Source organism: Thalassotalea fonticola (assembly GCF_032911225.1).
Classification (GTDB): Bacteria; Pseudomonadota; Gammaproteobacteria; order Enterobacterales; family Alteromonadaceae; genus Thalassotalea_A; species Thalassotalea_A fonticola.
The window spans coordinates 1,595,525-1,616,173 of the sequence record NZ_CP136600.1 but is presented as its reverse complement, the minus strand read 5'-3'; the positions used below and the strand labels follow the sequence as shown (position 1 = coordinate 1,616,173).

The 20,649-nt window shown below is 41.2% G+C and carries 5 protein-coding genes; 4 read left to right on the top strand and 1 reads right to left on the bottom strand.

What is annotated here, in order from left to right:
• Positions 1-10 precede the first annotated feature (10 nt).
• Complete coding sequence (locus RI844_RS06595; RefSeq protein ID WP_348397648.1) at positions 11-4,519, top strand: M36 family metallopeptidase; 4,509 nt, start codon at positions 11-13, stop codon at positions 4,517-4,519.
• 25 nt (positions 4,520-4,544) lie between these two features.
• Positions 4,545-7,703 carry a TonB-dependent receptor gene (locus RI844_RS06590; RefSeq protein ID WP_348397647.1) on the top strand — a complete coding sequence of 1,053 codons (3,159 nt, stop codon included), beginning with the start codon at positions 4,545-4,547 and terminating at the stop codon, positions 7,701-7,703.
• 530 nt (positions 7,704-8,233) lie between these two features.
• On the opposite strand, the gene RI844_RS06585 is transcribed toward RI844_RS06590, so the two are convergent.
• The gene (locus tag RI844_RS06585; protein ID WP_348397646.1) at positions 8,234-10,492 is read right to left on the bottom strand and encodes a putative Ig domain-containing protein; all 2,259 of its coding nucleotides are present in this window, start codon (positions 10,490-10,492) and stop codon (positions 8,234-8,236) included.
• A 485-nt stretch (positions 10,493-10,977) separates the two neighbouring features.
• Here RI844_RS06585 and RI844_RS06580 point away from each other — a divergent pair, with 485 nt between their 5' ends.
• Positions 10,978-14,094, top strand: coding sequence for a TonB-dependent receptor domain-containing protein (locus RI844_RS06580; RefSeq protein WP_348397645.1), 3,117 nt, complete (start codon positions 10,978-10,980; stop codon positions 14,092-14,094).
• Positions 14,095-14,175: 81 nt separating this feature from the next.
• Positions 14,176-20,637, top strand: coding sequence for a S8 family serine peptidase (locus RI844_RS06575; RefSeq protein ID WP_348397644.1), 6,462 nt, complete (start codon positions 14,176-14,178; stop codon positions 20,635-20,637).
• The last annotated feature ends 12 nt before the right edge of the window (positions 20,638-20,649 follow it).

Genomic DNA, 20,649 nt, shown 5'->3' with positions numbered 1-20,649 from the left:
GGAAAAGACAATGAAAATAAAAATATTACCAATTACGTTAGCCATTAGCAGTGTTATTGCTGTTAATGCCACTGCGGCAACCATGGCCCACGATTTTGCCAAAACAGCACAATCCTCAGGTTATGCCGCTGGTGTTGCAAAACCACATCAAATTAACAGTCAATTTGATCAACAAAAACGAACGACTTTTCAGTGGTTCGACGATACTACATCAGCAAGTGAATTGAATTTTGTAGCCAGCAGAGCTCAGCAAGTTCAGCAGGCTGCAAATCGTCAATTTGCCACTATCGCTAGTAAGCATGGTTTTACTGATAATGGTGCTAGTCAGGCCGTCAGTATACCGGTTCATAATACCGGCACGGGTCCAATCATTATGCGCTATCAGCAACAGGTAAATGGTGTTGATGTATTTGGTTCGCAAATCAATATTGTACTCAATCAAAGTTTACAAGCTATCGCCAGTAGTGGTGTATTTGCACCAATATACGGAGGTGCTCAAACTCAAAGTATATTGTCGGCAGATTCGGCATTAAATTCAGTGTTAGCCGCTTATCGTGATTCTGGTGTGAGCTTGAATAATGAAAATATTCGTGCGCTTGACAGAAAAGGTAAATTCGATGAATTTCAAGTTTCGAACCAATCTAATAATACTGACGGAAAAGCTTGGGCGCTTGGAAAATCTGCGGCACAATTTATTTACTATCCGTCAGCTAAAGGTGTTGAACCTGCTTACATGATTAACTTGCAAACAGTTGTCGCTAATGAAAGCAGAAGTGAAATGCAAGGATATATCGTATCAGCAGTCAATCAACGTATATTACATAAAGGGAAACTGGAAGCCGATCATAGTTATCGTTATCGTTTGTACGCTGGATCAGAGTCACCATTTAAGCCTTATGATTCACCAACAACAATTGAGGTGTCACCGTACCCAACCGGTCTTGACCCTGAAAGCTATGGTCCATACCAAGATCATTTACATGAATCAAACTTAGTCAGTATCAGCCATGCGGGCATAAGTACTAATGATCCCTGGTTAGCGACAAATAACAATTATGCACAGGGCAATAATGTTTGGGCCTTTGTTGATAAAGTACCGCCAGAAGGGTTTAACCCGGTTGAAGACTTAGAGAACCAACGTGTTGAAAATGGCGATTATTACCTGGAGGCATCATCTGCCGGAACTTTTAGTTACCCATATAATTATCGCGCTCCAGCTAATGATGATACCAATGTTAAAGCCGCATTAACGTCAGTATTCTATATTAATAACTTTTTACATGACTGGTTCTATGATTCCGGTTTCGATGAAAAATCGGGTAATGCACAGTTAGATAATTTTGGCCGTGGCGGTATTGAACGCGATCCAATTGATGCTCGAATTGATTTTAATTCGCAAAACAATGCCTCGATGGCGACACCACCAGATGGTCAGCCACCGGTAATGCGTATGTACCCTTGGGGTTTATATGAACTTGGTTTTGAAGTTCGCGGTATGTTGCCAGAATTTTATAGCGAAGATGACGCTATTGATGACAATGACGAGCAGTTTTTTTGGGTGCCGCGTTTTGGCCGAAGTGTATTTGGCCCTTCTACGTTCACTTTAGAAGATGACAAAGATACGGCTGATATTTTAGAAAACGAATTAGTGATTGCCTATGATGGTGAAGGCGTGGATTCACAAGACTTGTGTGAGCCGGTTATTAACGCCGATGAAATTCGCGGTAAAATAGCGCTTATTAGACGTGGTACTTGTAACTTCTTTCAAAAAGCATTGTATGCACAAGCCGCTGGTGCGGTAGGTTACTTAATGACCAACCACGTTAAAGAAGGCGAAGTAAACGCTGCCGGAAATGTTGGCGGTACTATTAACATGGCCTTAGGGCCAAATGATGATGATTCAGATATGAAAATATCGGGTGTGTTCTTATCATATGAACACGCAGCCCCCATCTATAAATCTATTGAACAACAACAAGTCGTTCGTATTGATGTCGAAGTTGAAACCGATCAAGCACATTCCGCGTTTGACACCGGCATTGTTTCTCATGAGTGGGCGCACTATTTAACCAACCGGTTAATTCACAATGGTTGGGGGTTAATGCAATTCCAAGCGGCTGCTATGGGAGAAGGCTGGGCTGACTTCGTCGCGCTTATGTTACAGCTAAAAGAAACCGATCGAAACATTATCGGTAATGAGTTATTCAATGGCTCATTCCCGATGTCCTCGTTTGCGGGACGAAACTTAGTTGGTAATGTTGCCTTCTCAGAAGGCATCAGACGCTACCCGTACTCAACCGATATGAATGTAAATGGCTTAACGTTGGGCCATATTGCGTTTAGTGCCGAATTGCCCAAAGCAGAGCTCAGTGAGTTCCAGTCACAAGATCCAATCCCTAATAATGAAGTTCATAATGCCGGTGAGGTTTGGGCTACTGTATTATGGGATGTTTACGTATCACTGCATAATGAACGCAGTGACTTGTCATTCGATATGGTTGAAAAACGAATGCGCGAATATTTGGTCGCTAGTTTGAAGGTAACACCCTACTGGCCAACATTTACTGAAGCACGCGATGCATTTCTTGCCGTTACCGCCGCAACAGACATGCGTGACTTTGAAATTATGTTAAAGGCATTTGCCAAACGTGGTTTCGGCTTAGATGCTATATCGCCGCTACGCACAGATGCCTTATTCGAAAACGTTCAGCAAGGTTTCGCTACACAATATCCATCTTTTGTTGTTGAGAATGTCAGCGCCGATTATAACTATATCGGTAACTCTGGGGCGTATTGTGATATTGATGAGTCACTTGACGTTGGCGAGACCATGCAAGTATCAATGCATTTAAAAAATATAAGCAATATGCCGCTATCTGGGGTTAACGCCGTAATAAATACCATTTCAGACGTTACTATTATGGTTAACGGTGAAGAACTGCAGGATAACCGCATGCCAATTGTTTTTTCAGAATACAATTATGGTGAACTAATCGAGTTTCCGTTTGAGGTAACACTACACAGTGGCGAAGATTTATCCACCGTACGTTTTGATATTAGCTTTGAAAGTGATAACCCTGACGCGATTATTCCCCCTGTAGGTACGGCCTGGACGCACGCACAAACAGATATTGTTAAACATGAACACAGCATAACCCGGTTTGAAGACAACATTGCATCTGAGTCTGATTGGACTTCAATTGCCCAAGATGTATCGACAGCTGCGTATGGTAATGCAGTATATCCTTGGGTATTAGATGCCGGATTTGGTTCAAATAACTTAGGTATGCGCCAAGGGCAAATGTGGTGGGGTGCTGCGAGCCCTACCAGACAGCTAACTGCACTCGAATCTCCTGAAGTCATTGTTAATGAAAGCGGTGATTTTAGTTTTGAATTCTTCCATGTTTATGAATTTGAGATGGCAGAGTACCGTTTAGAAGGAGCGCCAGATGACGCGCCATGGACGCTAGAGTATTGGGATGGCGGTGTCATTGAAATTAGTGTTGATGGTGGGGCGTGGCAAGATGTGCTTGAATTTAATGCTCAGATGTCTGATCCATATGACGCGGTTATCCATGGTACATTTGCACAAAAAATTGCAACGGTAAACAATCCTCTAGGTCATCGTCTGGGCTATACCGGAAATATGCCTGGCGGAGAAGATGTTGTTATTCGCATTCCTGAAGGCCAATTAAACGGTAAAAGAGTGAAAGTACGCTTTGCCATTGGCACCGATGAACAAGCGGCAACGGCAGGTTGGTTTATTGATGACTTTAGGTTTAATAATGTGGTTAATCCTGCATTTTCACTTGCCGTTGGTGAACAATTCGAAGCCTGTGGTAATCGCATGCCATATATCACCGTTGATAAGCGCATAACTCACAGTGAACATAGCAATGGTGCACAATCAATGATCACGCTCTTTGCCGATGTATTTGATTACGATGGTGATGATGTGAGTGTGCGCTGGCAGCAATTATCGGGCCCTGATGCAGAGTTAATCGATGCCAATAAATCTCAAATGAGTTTTGTTGCACCAATAATCAATCGTAATGAAGAACTTCTATTTGAAGTGACTGCAACTGATAGTCAAGGGAACTCTCGCTCGCAGGAAGTTGTTGTTACTTTATTGGACGTAAACATAGCGCCAACTGTGGACGGTCAAAGAATCACGGTAACTGAAGGCGATTTTGTTAACGTGACTATTGTTGCAAATGATGCCGATAACGATGCTTTATTGTACAAATGGCAGCAAGTTAGTGGTGAAACAGTGCGTATGCAAGGTGCGCGCACCGCAACTCTAAACTTTAACGCGCCAAATGTTAGCGAAACTCAGTCTTTCGAATTTTCTGTAACCGTTACTGATGGTACCGACAGTAATCAAGCTGAGGTTAGCGTAACCGTTGAACCTCGAAAATCAAACGTTTCTTCAGGTGGTAGTTTTGCCTGGGTGTCAATGATGTTATTAGCATTTGCTGCGCGTTTACGTGCGACAAGTGCTGTGTCCACTAAACGTTAATTTGCGAGCGATAAAGAGAAGTATTATGTCAAATAGAATAAAAAATGTGCCATTTAAACGCACCTTAATTGCCGCAACATTGGTATCGGCGTTAACCGCCACAGAAGTTATGGCAGATGCAACAACCGGCCATATTGCCGGCCAAACGATTTCTTATACTGACCAACCGGTGCAGGGTGTTGAGATCACTATCATCAACATCAATACCGGTTATAGTAAAACCATTACCTCGGATGATGATGGTAAATATCGCTTCCCACTGTTGCCTCCGGGCACTTACAATATTTTTGCTGTGAAAGATGGCTTTATGGTTAATGAGCAAGAAAATGTTGCAGTAGGTGTTGGTGGTAAAACATTGATCAATATCGCCATGAACGAAGAAGGTATTGAAACTATCGAGGTTCGGGCATCGCAAATTGTTACAATAGATACTACCAAGACCGAATCGGGTTTAGTTATTTCAAAAGATGAGTTAGAGCTATTACCGGTTCCCCGTGATATCAATTCAGTGGCACTACTTGCCGCAGGTAATAACAAAGGTGATGATGCGTTTGGTAATTTAGTTTCATTTGGTGGCTCGTCGGTTGCTGAGAACGCGTATTACATCGATGGCATTAATATTACTGATGTACGCACTGGCTTAGGTCAAAGCCAGCTACCTTGGGAAATGTACGAAAGCTTTGAAGTGAAAACTGGTGGTTTCTCAGCGGAGTATGGTCGTGCCGTTGGTATTATCAGTGCCACCACTAAAAGTGGTACCAATGATTTTCACGGCGGTGTAAATGCTCGCTACATTCCAGACTCTCTTCGTGAAAACAGACCTGACGTTAAGCGTACCGATATAGGCTCTGAGCTTTATGGAACAGAATATTTTTCCATCAACCATGGTCGCACTTATGAGAAGGTAGATTTAGATTTATGGGCAAGTGGCCCGGTGATCAAAGATAAATTATTTTTCTACGCAATTTATAATCCGCTATTTGAAACTCGTGAAAATGCTAGCTTGTGGCGCTACACAGAGACCGATAGTGATGATGCTATTTGGGCAACTAAGTTCAACTGGAATATCAGTGAAGATCATCGTTTAGACTTAACTTATTTTAATGATGAGCGAGAATATGAAATTAGTACCAACCCTTATGATTTAACCAACAAAATTATTGGTAGTTATTACTTTATGCCAAGTTTAGATGGCGAAGATCGAAATCATGGTAGAGTAGTAACACCAATTGTTGGTAATAATCATACGTCTTATGAGCAAAAACAAGGTGGTGAAAACTACTCATTAAAATATACCGGTTATTTAACTGATGATTTAACCATGACGGCCATGATTGGCCATAATGAAACACAAACAAGTAACCGTTCATTAAACAATGAAGGGCAAACTCGAATTGTCGATAGCAATACCGGTATTATTTTATACGGTCCATCTATTTCTTCGTATGGTACTTCGCGGGATACACGCGATCAATACCGTGTTGATTTTGACTATTATTGGCAAGATCATACGTTCCGTTTCGGTGTTGATATTGAAAATATGGAAGCATATGAGGATAGAGATGCCTATGGTCAAGGTTCATATACATTTGCCATTGGTAATGACAATTTAATTGAATTCCTTGAAGGAACAAGCGATGTTATATATCAGCAAGACAGCAAGGTAGTACAATCTGTAGATTTTAATAACAATGGTACTTACGAGACGGAAAACTTTGCCTTGTACGTTCAAGATGAATGGCAGATCACTGATAATATTGTATTAAACCTTGGTTTACGATATGACGAATTTACCAATAAAAATATCAATGGTGATGAATTTATTGAAATGGATGGGCAAATTGCGCCACGTTTAGCCGTGTCATGGGATGTGTTTGGTGATGGTGAGAGTAAGTTTACCGCATCATATGGTCGTTTCTATTTACCGGTAGCAACCAATACTAATATTCGTCTTGCCGGCGAAGAACGTTATGTGATCTCTCGTGATTTACAACTTGATGCTATTCCGGCATCTGAGTTTGAAAATATTGCCGACATTTTAGGTTCAAGTGAAATGGACTTAATTGCAGCAGACGGTACATTAAAAGATACTCGCCGCCTGGTCGATGAAGATATTGAACCTATGTATCAAGATGAGTTCATGCTGTCATACGAACAATCTATTGAAGGTTTTGTTTGGGGGATCAGAGGTACATACCGTGAACTGGGAGAGTCTATTGAAGATGTTACTGCACAACACGGCCTTGCCGATTATCTGAAAGAAGAATTTGGCGAAGACTGTGCTGCTTGTTCAGGTGATCAAGCGGCAATGTATGTATTAACTAACCCTGGCTCAGATTTAAGCATTTGGGTTGATACAGATGACTATATTGATGCCGATGGCAATTTAGTGGAAGGGCCACTGGATGCGCGTAAATTTAATATTCCTAATGAATATATGGGCTACCCAGAAGCGGAGCGTAAATACTTATCCTGGGATCTTAAGTTTGAACGTAAATGGGCCGACGATTACACCTTTTCTGCCAAGTATACCTGGGCGCATTCTTGGGGTAATACTGAAGGATTAGTTGATTCAGATATTGGCCAATCAGATTCGGGAGCTACGCAAAGCTTCGATTATGCAGGTGTAATGGATCATGCATACGGAGATTTACCCAATGATCGTCGTCATACCTTTAAATTAACTGGCGCTTATGCCATTACTGATGATTGGACTGTTGGTATTAATGCTACCTGGCAAACAGGCCGACCAAACAATTGTTTTGGTTATCACCCAACGCCTGGTGCAGTACCAGCCATTTATGGTCCGACCTCATTTTATTGTGAAGAGGAAGTGATAGACCCTGATAGCGATCCGGAAAACCCTGAATATATAGCAGAGTCGCAACCGAGTCCTCGTGGTTCAAAAGGTCGCACGCCTAATACGTTTGTACTGGATTTAAGCTTAACCTACCGTACAGAGATTTATGGTTATGAAACGTCAGCGCAGCTGCAAGTGCAAAACTTGTTTAATGAAATTACCGCTACACGTTACTTTGAGACAGGTGAAGTCAATGATTTGGTGTTACCTAAATTAAAAGAGCTTAACCCGGATTTGATTGCTAATACGCATCCTGATTATGGCTTGGTTACTCAAACCACTCAACCAAGGTATGTAGAGTTTTCTGTATCTGCGAAGTTCTAATCATTTAAAATACAAAAATACAGCCCCATAGAGCTACGCTTTATGGGGCTTTTTTGTGTCAAATATCTTATCTACATTGATTCATAGCGAATGATTCAAATCACTATTTGAATAGCATGCACTTATCGCCAGTATTCACATTCTGGAAAATCAAATCTAGCGAATTTCGGGAGGTTAAATAGGTATTAACAGCTCTAACTGAAGACTAAGTCGAGCGGTAACAGTAAGGAAAAGCAGTATATACATTGTAAAATGATAACGCCCACTAAGCCTATGGTATCAACATAGCTATTATATTTCATACGGCAATACGAGATTATAGAATTTAGAAAAACATAGACGGCAATAGCTGTGGAGTCTATGCCTTGAACGAAGAGGGCTTAGGTTTAGTACTGTTTGAATGTTTAGTTAACCCATTTGTCACCAAATGGAAATAAAAAACCAGCACGAATTGTGCTGGTTTAAAATTAATTTGCCCCATCATTAATGATGGAAGCAAAAGGTTGAAATATAGAGAATACTCGCTACCTTTAACCGTTATTTAGCAGAGTACAATTTAGTGTACTACAGCAAGAGCCAGCAATAGCATCACCGTTATACATTGTCCCTTGTGCGTTCTCAGGATAAGCACCAAATGCACAACATTTATTATCTGAAGCGCCTTCACTACCCTGATGAGAATCAACACAAAGACCTACAGGTATGTCTTTACAAGCAAATAAGTTTTTGAAATTGTATTCTGGGTGTCTTAAAAACACTTCAGCGTCAATCCCAGAAGCGGCGCAGATATTAAAGCCATCACCAATTAAAGGGTTTGGTATACATAATCCAAGGTTATCTTCTACTTCACCGACTTTACAATTGCCAGCAAGTAACCAAGGTGTCATTGATACAATATTGCTTATAACATAATCACTGCTGCCCGTTTCAACCAATAATTCAGAGCCAGTACTTAAATCAGTACCACCAATCCAGGTATAGCGCGTTGCTAAATCAGAACTTCCTGATTCAGTTACCAATAAGCGGCCTTGCTCATCAAGTTCCCAAGTAGTGTCAGTAATACCTTCATCATCAATTTGACCGGATTTATCGGCGTAATAGTTAGTTTCGAACGATGATAAACCGGTATCAACAATGTATTTCTTTTCAGTATTAATATGCGCTAACAGGACAGAGTCAGATTTAAAGGCAATCCCAGCTTGTTGCATCGTTTGATACTCTGTAACGGTAAAGCCTACATCCCAAGCATTTATATAACTAAGTTTTGCCATGTTAAAAATAGGGCTTAAATCGACAATTGGGTTTTCAACTGATGTAGAACCTGAAAAATCTGAGCCAGCAATAGATAGGGTTTCTAATTTATTTAAACCAGTAATACCTATTATTAAATCGATATTTTGATAACTGATGTCTAGATCCAATAAGTGATTAAAGCTATATAAAGTCTCAAAATCAACATTTTTGCTGCCAGATAAATTTAATGAGGTTATTTGACTAAGCTCTTTTAATACAGACCAATCATTTGTAGTGCCAAAGAAAGTATCGGTAAAAGTTACTTTGGTTAAATTTTCAAAAGAACTTAACGCTTCGAACTTTGTAATTGTGATCTCATTACAAGAAATTTCAGTAACATCAGTTGTTAATGCATTCTCTGGGTAAGCCGCAATAACACATTGCTGTAGCTCTTCATCAGAAAATGTTACTTCGTTTAAATAAGTAAGGGTGAAATCGGCTATACCATCAAAATCAGCATCCATGTAGGCATGTTTGTCTAATGGGAAGGCATCAACATCGTCTGTAACGCCATCACCATCTGAGTCTGTATCTTCATTATTCATCACGCCGTCATTATCGGTATCTACAGCAGCACTGTGGGTAAGCGCGATATCTTGTAAGTAACTCGTCAACATTTCTGCTCGCGCAGTCGCCAACGTTAAATCATTGCTGGCTAAATCAGCCGCAATAAAGTCACTCAATAAAACTTCTTCACTGATATTCAAATAATTCGCGATGTTGGTTAACAGCTGTGCATTACCGGTTGCTTTCAATGTTGAATAAGGAGAAATAACCGTGTTTACAGTGTCTGTACTGGCGTCAAAAATTACTGTTCCCGCAGAAAGAGTAACCGGACGAGCAGCAAAGTCATCATCATTGCGAGACTCATCATCAGCACCTTCGCCTAGGTAGGCTAAAATATTGCTATTGTTATTTTCACTAACATCTTCAGGTGAAACTAAAATTTCAAAATGGCCAACACCGTGCTCTGAGCTACTCGTCGTACTCGTTGCAATTAATTCGTCAGCTTCTAGTACGCCATTGTCATTGCTATCTAAAAATACTTTCGCGCCACTTACATAGCCATCAATTACTTTACCGGTAATTTGCACAACGTTATTAACAGTAAGATCAAATGCTGCCAAGTCGCTAGTATCAGTACCGTCACTGACACTAATTACTATACCTGTTGTTGCACCAGCATCTGAAAGAGTTGGTGTGCCAGAAAGCATACCTGTCGCGTTATCAAATACTGCCCAGTCAGGTTTTTTATTGATTGTAAAAGTTAAAGTATCACCTGCATCACTATCACTTGCATTAGGTGTAAATGAAAATGTTTGTAATTCATTTAGAGTAGTTGCAGGAGTGCCCGAAATAGTCGGTGCATCATTTGTTGGTGTTGGCTTAGGATCAGGTTTATCACTTCCACCGCCGCCACCGCCACCACAGGCCGATAAACCTAGAGTAGTTGCGACAAGTAGAGCGATGCATGACTTATTCATTTTGTTACTCATGTTAAAGATTTCCTACTTGAATATTATTGATGAATAGCCGCATTTTTGTTGCTTTTACACACCAGTTGTTAATTTATCTCAGTATCAAGAGTAAGGCATCAAATCACCATAAGATGTTAAAAACTGTTAACGCCAATTTTGATTGTAAATAAGGGGTAAACAAGGGGGGGATGTAGTGTGAATTTTAGGTGAAATTGCCGTTTTTATGGTTGTTAATCTAACCAAGTCATATGATTAAGTTATGTTTTTTGTTGCGGTATTGTTGCGCCAATGTTGCCTGTACTTTGATAATTAATTGCTTGAAAAGTCGACCCTCACCAGACCGTTAATCCATTAACCTTTTTTCACATCTTTCTACATCTAATTACATTAGATTAATGCTGTAAATTTATTTTCTGCAGCTTTTTTAATGCTTAAAGCGAGTACACAAAGGGGCTGTAGAGGAAAAGTTAAATATTATAACTATTACTGTATAGGCTAACATTATGAATTTAAGCTTAAATAAGTTAACCAAGGCCATGAGTCTGTCGTTGTTAACTTCCTCACTGCTACTGAGCCAGGTTGCCAGGGCAGAAGCTGACCAAAGCGTTAATGAGCAAGAAGAGCAGGTTGAAGTCGAACAGGTTGAATCAAACCTGGCAGATGAGTCTGCAGAAGATGAAGAGATTGAAGTTTTTCAAGTCACCGGTTCACGCATTAATCAAACTACCTTAGAAGGTCCTTTACCGGTTGAAGTGATCAGCGCTGAAGATATGTTAAAAGCGGGTAACATGTCCGTATATGACGCATTACAGAACTTGTCACAAAATACTGGCTCGGTTACTGGTGATGAAAACTCCAACGGTTTTACTCCTAACGCTAAAGTACTGAACTTTCGTGGTTTAGGTCCGCAGTACACCTTGGTATTAATCAATGGCCGCCGTATTGCTAACTACCCTGCTGCTTATAATTCGAATGCTACAGTAGTAAACGTTAACTCTGTACCAATGTCGGCGGTTGAACGCATCGAAGTCGTATCAACTGGTGCCTCTGCTATTTATGGTTCTGATGCCGCTGCCGCGGTAATTAACGTAATCCTTAAGAAAGATTTTGATGGTTTATCAATGGGCGGCACTTTCGGTACGCCTGATAACGTTGATGGCGATTCTTATCGTTTTAACATTGTAAAAGGCTTTGACTTTGACAACGGTAACGTTACTACCGTTTTGGAATATTCAGATTCAGATACTATTACTGGTCCATCAGATATGGATTACCCATTCGGTACGCCGGTAATGAGCCGTGGCTCTGCCAAAGTTAACTCTTTAGCCGCACAAGGTTATGACGCGTTTTACAATAACTTACCTGAGAATTTACGACCAGACACTTATGTTGACCCAGGCAAAGACGTGTGTGACTCGTTATTAGGGCAAGAATACTCATATCGCGAACAAGATGAAGATAGCTCGATCCCAGGTTCTTATGGAAGCTACTGTGGTTTCGATATTGGTAAACGCAGTACTATTCGAAACGGCCAGGAAAAAATATCGGCTATGGTATCAAGTAACTTTGACCTTGATTCTGATATTACCGTTTTCGCAGATTTAATTTTTACCCAAATTGATGCTGAAAATGATCGTGGCTATATCAATGTGCAAGGTGTCGTTGAAGATCCAAACTCATCTGCGCCAATTTTTGAATTTGGCGATGGTAACAATAGTATTTTGCTACCCGGCAATATGTTCGGCTATCAGCATAACTTGCAAACCCATTTACGTTTAATGGGCTCGGAAGAAATTGGCAATACTGCAACGCAATTTGATGAAACAGCGTATAGCTTCTCTGTAGGTGCTAAAGGCTATGTACTTGATGACTATGAATGGGAAGTAAGCTACACCCAAAGCCAATATCAAATGGATACCGAGCGAACTCTTGCTGATCATCAAATGGTTGAGCAATACTTTTTAGGCGAAAAAGTGTTAAATCCAGATGGTGATGACTTAACCTATTTTGGTAATCCAGTATACGATGGTAATTCATCACACGATGTATTTTCACCACTTGATCAAGCGGCAATTAATGATATTTTTGGTCGGGCAAAAGAGCAAAACGAAACCTATTCAAACATGCTAACCGGTGTACTATCTGGTGATTTATTTGAGGTTCCAGCTGGTACCGTTCAGTTCGCTGCCGTACTTGAATACATGCACGAAGGTTTTGACTATAAAGCTGATGATAAAATGCTTGCTGAGCCAGGTGAGGGTTGGTGGAATTTTGCTGGCTTTGGTGGTGAAGGAGACCGTGATCGTTATTCAACCGGCTTAGAAGTTAAAGTGCCAATTTTAGATGACTTAAGCTTAACCGGTGCAATTCGTTATGATGAATACCACGCTGTTGGGCCGGTGAATAGTGATATTACCCCGGCAATTAGCCTTGAATATCGCCCAACGGATGATTTATTAATCCGCGCATCATATTCTGGTATTTTCCGAGCACCTGATTTACAGGCTATTTTTACTGAAAGTTCATTCTACAGTGGTGGTACCGATTGGTTAGGTTGTTATGATCAAATATGGGCTCCTGAAGGGGTTTCTCCTGAAGAGTTCTCAAATGGGCCTGATGCAGGCATCTACCAAGCGGCTTGTCGTTCGTTTTCTTCAACATTTAAAGCCAATAAATTACCGGCGACAGACTTGGAAAATGAAACTGGTGAATCATATGGTATCGGCTTTGTTTGGGAGCCAATTGAAAACTTATCTATCCAGTTTGATTACTATGACACTGAAATAAATGATCAAATTCAACAAGCTAGCCTTAACGGTATTTTATTTGATGAGTTTGTTTGTGCTTATGAAGACCAGGTTAGTGATACCGTAACTTTTGGTTGTGAAAAAGTAAATCAGTTAATCGTGCGCAAAGATGTTGACGATTCTGAATTTACGCAGAGCAGTTTGGAAAGCGTAAACACCACACCATTTAACTTAGCAATGCACCGTCAAACCGGTACCGATACTAAAATCAAATACTCGTTTGATAGCAGCGATTTCGGCAGCTTTAACTTCGGTTTGAGTCATACCGGAATTATCAGTACCCAACGCGATACCATTGAAGGTGACGGCATCCCACCAACAGAGTTACATGACTTGTTAGGCAACCCGGAAGCAATCGATACCGTTATCGGTAGTGTTGGTTGGTATAAGGACGGTTTGTCGGCATCGATGAACGTTCGTTATAAGAGTGCATTAGGTCCACGTCGCCCACAACCGGTGCAAAATGCCGATGGTAATGATGCATTATTTGATAAAGACACCGGCAAAGAAATTGATTACGTACTTGATGAAGACGACAACCCGGTAGATAGCGATGGTGAAGCAATTGAAAATGCTGAAAAGAAAACGTCACAAAAACGTTTAGACCCGTACATTACCGCGAACTTAGTTCTTGGTTATGCCTTCAATGAAGGGGACACTCGCATCAACTTTACTGTTAATAACCTATTCGATGAAAAGTCTCCTAAAGATGACACATTTTTAGCGCATGAGTGGCCTTGGTACAACATTGGTGCCTATGCAGGCTCAGCTATTGGTCGCGAATTTTACTTAGGCTTTGAACATAATTTTTAATGGTTCATTAAATCGTTAAATCAATTACATAAATTTTATTACGAGCTGCCCCTGGCAGCTCATGAAAGAGAGGTTTTAAAGGTGAAAATTAAGCAATTAGCTTTAGCTACTTTCTCTACCCTGTATATGGGTAGTGCGGCAGCTGCAGCGGTAACCTTACCCACGGTAGAAAACACTATAGATCTACCCGATTTTCAAAACTCTGGCTTACCTGCAAATTTAAAGCAGCAGCCAGCGTTTGAAGCGTTTGAATTAAATGGTACGTCAGAATCAAAGTCTGCACAGGTTAACCGTGTAAACGGTTTACCTACTACGCAAGGCGTTAACCAAAAGTTCAACCAAATCGTTAAATTTACCCCTGAAGAGGGCATTGAAGGCATTCAGGAATACTTCGTGGTATTACACGACAGTCCTGTTGCTCAATATACTGGTGGTATTCCAGGCTTACCGGCAACGCACTTGCGTACCGTTGCCAACGAGCAATATGGTAGCTCTATCAACGTCAACGAAGCCAATGAGGTTAACCTAAAAACCTTGAAAGCATCGAGTGATTATCAACATCGTGTCGAAAAATATGAAAGTTATTTAACCGCAAAGCAACAAACCTTCTTACAAGAAGCGAATGGTTTTGGCTTTAATATTCAAGCGAATACTCATTATGGCGTAGCGGTTAACGCGTTTACCACGTCGATTACTCAAGATAATGCGGCAGAACTTGCCAAGTTAGCGACGGTAAAAAGTATTCATCGTGTTACCGCTCACCAAATTCAAACCTTAGTGGATGCTGTTAACGGTGTTCGTGGTGTGCACGACATTATCGGCACGCAACATTATTGGGACCTAGGTGCTAAAGGTGAAGGCATTATTGTTGGTGTTGCCGATACTGGGATTAATACTGACCACCCTTCATTTATGGACTTTGGTGGCGGCAAATTCTACACCGATGACAGCGGAATTACCTGGGAAACGGCCGATCCATATGATCATATTAACCCTTGGGGTGATGGTAACTACGTTGGCGATTGTTTGAAGTATGGCTTTGAACATATGTGTAACGACAAGCTTATTGGTGTGCGCTCTTATGAACGCTTAACCAATCAGTATAAAGAACGTGCATTAATTGATCATGTTATGGATCAACACGAACTAGAATATAGCGACTTGTATATGCAAGATCGTACTTACTATGCGGTACCACCTGTTGGTGAAGATCACGCCGGTCACGGCTCTCATACTGCCGGTACAGCGGCAGGTAATGCGATTAAAGATGTGATGCATTTAAACCGTGAAATCAACGGCCCAGGTCTTCCAGCGTCAAAAGGTCCTATTGGTGATGTGTCAGGTATTGCACCACGCGCCAATGTTATCGCTTATCAAGTATGTATTTCAGCTAACTCAAATTCTGGTTATGCCGGTTGTTTAGCCGACGTGATGGTATTAGCGCTAGAAGATGCGATTAGAGACGGCGTAGACGTACTTAACTGGTCATTAGGTGGTAACCCCTACGATTCATGGGATCACCCTATCGGTCAGGCATTCTTGTCGGCCCGCGAATCAGGTATGCACATTGCGGTTGCTGCTGGTAACTCAGGTTATCAAGGCACGGTTAAGCATGCTGCGCCGTGGATATTAACCGTTGGTGCGACGCAAACTAACCGTCGTGAAATGCCAGCTAATGCTGAAGAAATGAGCCGTGATGCTGCCATCAACGCGAGTATTGACGATGTGCCATTTGACATATCTCTGACTAATCGTTGGTACAATATTTCCGGTGAACACGAAAACGGTAAAGCGGTACTTGCTGAATTTATGGGTGCATGTGTTAATGACGACTGTTCAGAAGGCTTAGTGTGTAAACAAGGTTATGAATTACTTGAAGATGACTTATGTTATTTAGAGTGTACCAATGATGAATTTCGTGACCCCGATACTAAACAGTGTGATAGCTTTGGCGACATTGACATTGGCGATCAGCACGATCCTGCCAACTGTTTAATTGGTACCGAGTGGGTAGCACAAGATGAAGTATCATCTGGCCAAGACTGGGGGTGTTTAGACATTAACCGTGATGTACCAACAAACTATACAACCCGTGAATCTATTTGTTTAACAGATGATGATGCGGTATTCCCTTCATTAACTGACGAAGGCTCTCCATATGAGCAATACTCTAAACAGCGTTTTTACTGTCCAGAAATTGACGTTGATGATGCTCATCCTAATTACCGTGGCCGTTTAGGCGGCTCGAAAGGTATTGTCTGTGCCTACGGCGTTGAGACGTACATGGAAACTGAGTTTTCTAATGGTTTAATTTGGAACAATAAACAATCAATTATTTACCATGATGGTGACACCTGTGAAGATTCAGACGAAGAAAACTGTGTTCCTGAAGATAGAGATGGTGATGGTGAAAACTCAACCATAGATCAACCAACTATTGGTCAATGTCGAGTACGTGCGCCAGCGGATAGAGATTATGAAAACTACGAACGTTATGAAAATAGCACAGGCCCAGTATCAGAAGTTCAAGGTTTTGGTGTTGTAAGTTCGCGCCCAGTTGAGACGAATTATAAAGTTGATGAGCCATTAATAGCATCAACGCAATCAGAGCAGTCTGCAACTGTACAAGCAAATGCGGTAGGTCGTGCACCAGAGATGCGCGTGTTTGAAGGTGATAAATATTGTGAAAACTTAAGTGAGTGGCGCAACCCAGCAGCTCCTGTCGCAGAAGCCTATGATTTTGATGATGCCGTGGTATTTTGTGCTCGAGGTAATGGCGATAATATTTCGTTAAAAGCAAAATCTGAAAATGTTATAGCAGCAGCTATGGAAACTGCACGTATTAAAAACCGTGCTGAAGACGATTATCAAGCATCTGTAGTGCTATACAATGACTATTTGTTATACAACAGTTTGTATCGCTTTCCGAGTAAGATTCCATTTGCCCATATTAATACAGATACTTGGATAAATGACTTTGCGCCTTTCTTTAAAGGCAACCCCGACGCAGGCAGCCTTACCGATTTAGTACGTGACAGACGTATCACTCTGCACAGCGAATACTATGATATTGAGCGTATCGAAGAAGATGACGATCGTATTGATAATGTATTAGCAAACTTCACCTCAAAAGGTCCTCATTATTACTTTAAAGATCTAATGCCGGTACAGGTTATGGCACCTGGTGTGCATGTTTATGCAGCCTGGAGTGATAACACGCTATTAGATAAAGGCTGGAATTCAGCTGACTTTGGTTTTAGTAATGGTACATCGATGGCGGCGCCCGTTGTCACCGGTACTATGGCAGTATTTAAACAGTTGCGTCCAAATTGGACTGAGCATGAGCGCGAATCTGCATTGACTATGACAGCGAGCGAAGTCGCTTACCGCACCATTTATATTGATGAAGATCAGTACGAAGAAGATAACCCAGATCATTCTCGTTCAGTGTCGTTACAGCCTGAGCTCGATGATAACGGTGAACTTATTTATGATGAAGATAACAACATAGTAATGAAAGAAGTTGTTATGTATTTAGCTAAAATAAATGTTAGCTCTTGGCATGTAGGTACTGGCCTTATCGATTTGAAAGCGGCGACTAATACTGGTTTAGTGTTAGATGAAACGTTAGCAAATATGAAGGCTGCTAACCCTAGTGCAGGTGGTGATGCGCGTCAATTAAATATGCCTTATTTATTCGACGGAAGTTGTCCTGAAACTTGTACCTGGTTACGCACCTTCACCGCAAAACGTGCCGGTAGCTGGAAAGTCGAAATTGATAAATTAGAATCCGCCGTGCAAATTGAAGCGTCAATCGATAGCTTCGACGTGGAAGTTGGTGACAAAGTGACGATTATGTTCACCGCAAAAATTGACCGTAGTATTGCTAAAGATCAATATGACAGCATTATTAATGGTGTCGGTTACACTGGTGGTGAAGTACGTCTTGTTGCCACTGATGCAACAATTCCACAGTTAAGATTGCCAGTTGGTGTTTCATTAGATGTTGACCGTTTACCGGCACTAGTTCGCGCCGAAGCAAGTGCTGATACGGGTAAATTCCCTATCGACTTGAGCATGCCGGCAATGGCAACGGATAGCATGATCACTAAGATATATCATCAAGATAATGTTAGTTACATTAACCAAGATAGCAATGGTGAATTAGCAACATCGAGCTTCGGTGAAATTGAACTACAAACCTCACCTGGTTTAGGTCAAACCTGGATTGGCCGAGTAGAATTAGCGCTAGATGAAACTAAGTTAAACTTTGATTATAAAGATGCTCATAACAATAAGTCGGCTAAATTAATTTGGGTTGACGTACCAGAAGGTACTAAAATGTTAGGTATTGATACCTTGCGTAAAGTGTCGAGTAATACAGGTACAACTCAGGAAATAAAACGCTTGTCGGGCACGTTAATGATGGTTGTTGGCCGTGATATCGTCGAACCAGGAATTGTAAATGGTACCCATGAAATCACTTGTGCCTCATTTGCCCAAAACTTAGAAAACTTCTGTTATGTAGTTGACCCACAACCGGGTAAATACTGGATCTTAATGCAAAACGTTAATGACTTAGCGCCAACAGAGTCTACTTGGATCAAGGATACTTTCGATTACGCGGTATCAATTGTCTCAGAAGATATGTCGACTAACATGTTGTTACAAGCGCCTACTGAAGTAAACCCTGCGCAGGGCGTTCTACAGATGGATCTAACCTATAGCTTACCGATGAAATCTGATCATGCCAGTTACGCGGTAGCCGAGTTGTATTCTAATGAACATGCGATTGCTGCTGATATGGGCACTGTGCCAATTCGATTATATCGTAAAGAGCAACCAATATCGTTAGAGTTCCACCGTACTCAACAATTAGATACAGACGATGGTCATATCTATGCGGGCCCTGGTAGTTATGTGAAAGTTAATTTAAATGTTGCGGAAAACTTATCGGGCTACAATCGTGGGGTAGATTTAAAACTTGATTTACCTGAAGGTGTCAGTTTTGTTCGTAATGCGATCAGTGGCGATGTTAGATTTTTAACTGGCTTCAATGAAACTGAAGACGCGGCCGGTTTTGAGTTGAGTTTATATCAACCAAACACGCACCGTTTAGGCAAAGGTTATGTAATGACCACCAACATTAACCCAGATGATCCTAACAATGCGAATCATCCGTACGTAATCGATGGTAGTCATAACTATAACCCACAATGTCGTACGCCAGGCGTCGGTACTTATACTGATGGTACGCACAGTAATGGTGGCTACGTAGACTTGGTTAAGTTAAATCCTTTCTATGCTCGTTTGATGAAAGATGAAGACACTTACGTTGATTTAGAACAACAGTTCTATTTTGATAGTCGTGGCTACGATGTATCTTTGTATGACGGACCTCGTCGCCATACCGAGTTTAAAATGTCGCCAAAGGGCTATGTTAGTGCCGGTATAGGTATGGACCGTGATCCAATGGGCTTTGGACCAGGTCTATGGCCACAGAATGAAATCTTTATGGCGCCAATGTGGCGTAAAGGGGTGAAATACAACCAAACTGTCGAGAAAAAAGACCTTATTATCGGTGAAAGTACAAACTCGGTAGAAGGTATGACTATGGCACTGTTTGCTGATGGTATTGAATATAAAGTGCTTGTTGAGTGGGACAATGCGTTTACCCAAAACGCTGATGTTCGATACAACGACAGCATGGACTTTCAGGCATGGTTTGATTTAGAGCATAGCTACCGTCCGGGTACATTTGAAATTATGTATGCCTACGATAACTTAAACATGCTACCGGCAGATGATGGCTTTAATCGTAATGATACCGTTGGTTTACAAGGTCTTGAGTCAGATGTGCACTTCTTTGGCCTGATTAAAGCACCGCGTAGAGAGTTCTTTGCTTCCAATAATTTGGAAGAGGTGCTGTTTGATGATTTGGTCATTTGTTATGACTATTATGGTCCGGATTACAGTGCCAGTGACTTTACCTTCTGGTTACGTATTGATGAGCAAAGTGCCGGCCAAGACCTAGAGTTAACGCTAGAGCACACTGTTGACTCAGTACACAAAGCTGAGACATATACTGTTAGCGTACCAAGTCAAATTACTATTGCTGATTTTAACAACATTGTTGTTCAGCAAGGTAATGAGATACAAGTACCAGTGTTTTATGCAGATTCTAACTTAACCGCCAATAGCATAATTGCAACCAGTGACAAGTTAAATGTGTCACTTGATGGTAACAACTCAGGTGCGTTATTAACCATAAATGCTGAATGTAGCTTTACAGGTGATACCACGGTAACCGTTAAAGTGGCTGATATGCACAATGAAAACGATATTGCGCAAAAAGATATCAACGTTCATGTTGTGGCAACGGCAGGTTACGAAGGCAAGAGTTGTAGTACCACTAACAGTGACGAGTCAACTGACACCGTTGAAGAAGAAAGCAAAAGTAGTGATTCTTCCGGTGGTAGTTTTGGTTTCTTGATGTTACTTGCTATTGCTGCAGGTTTCAGATTTCGCAAAATAAACGCTTAACGCATTTGGGCA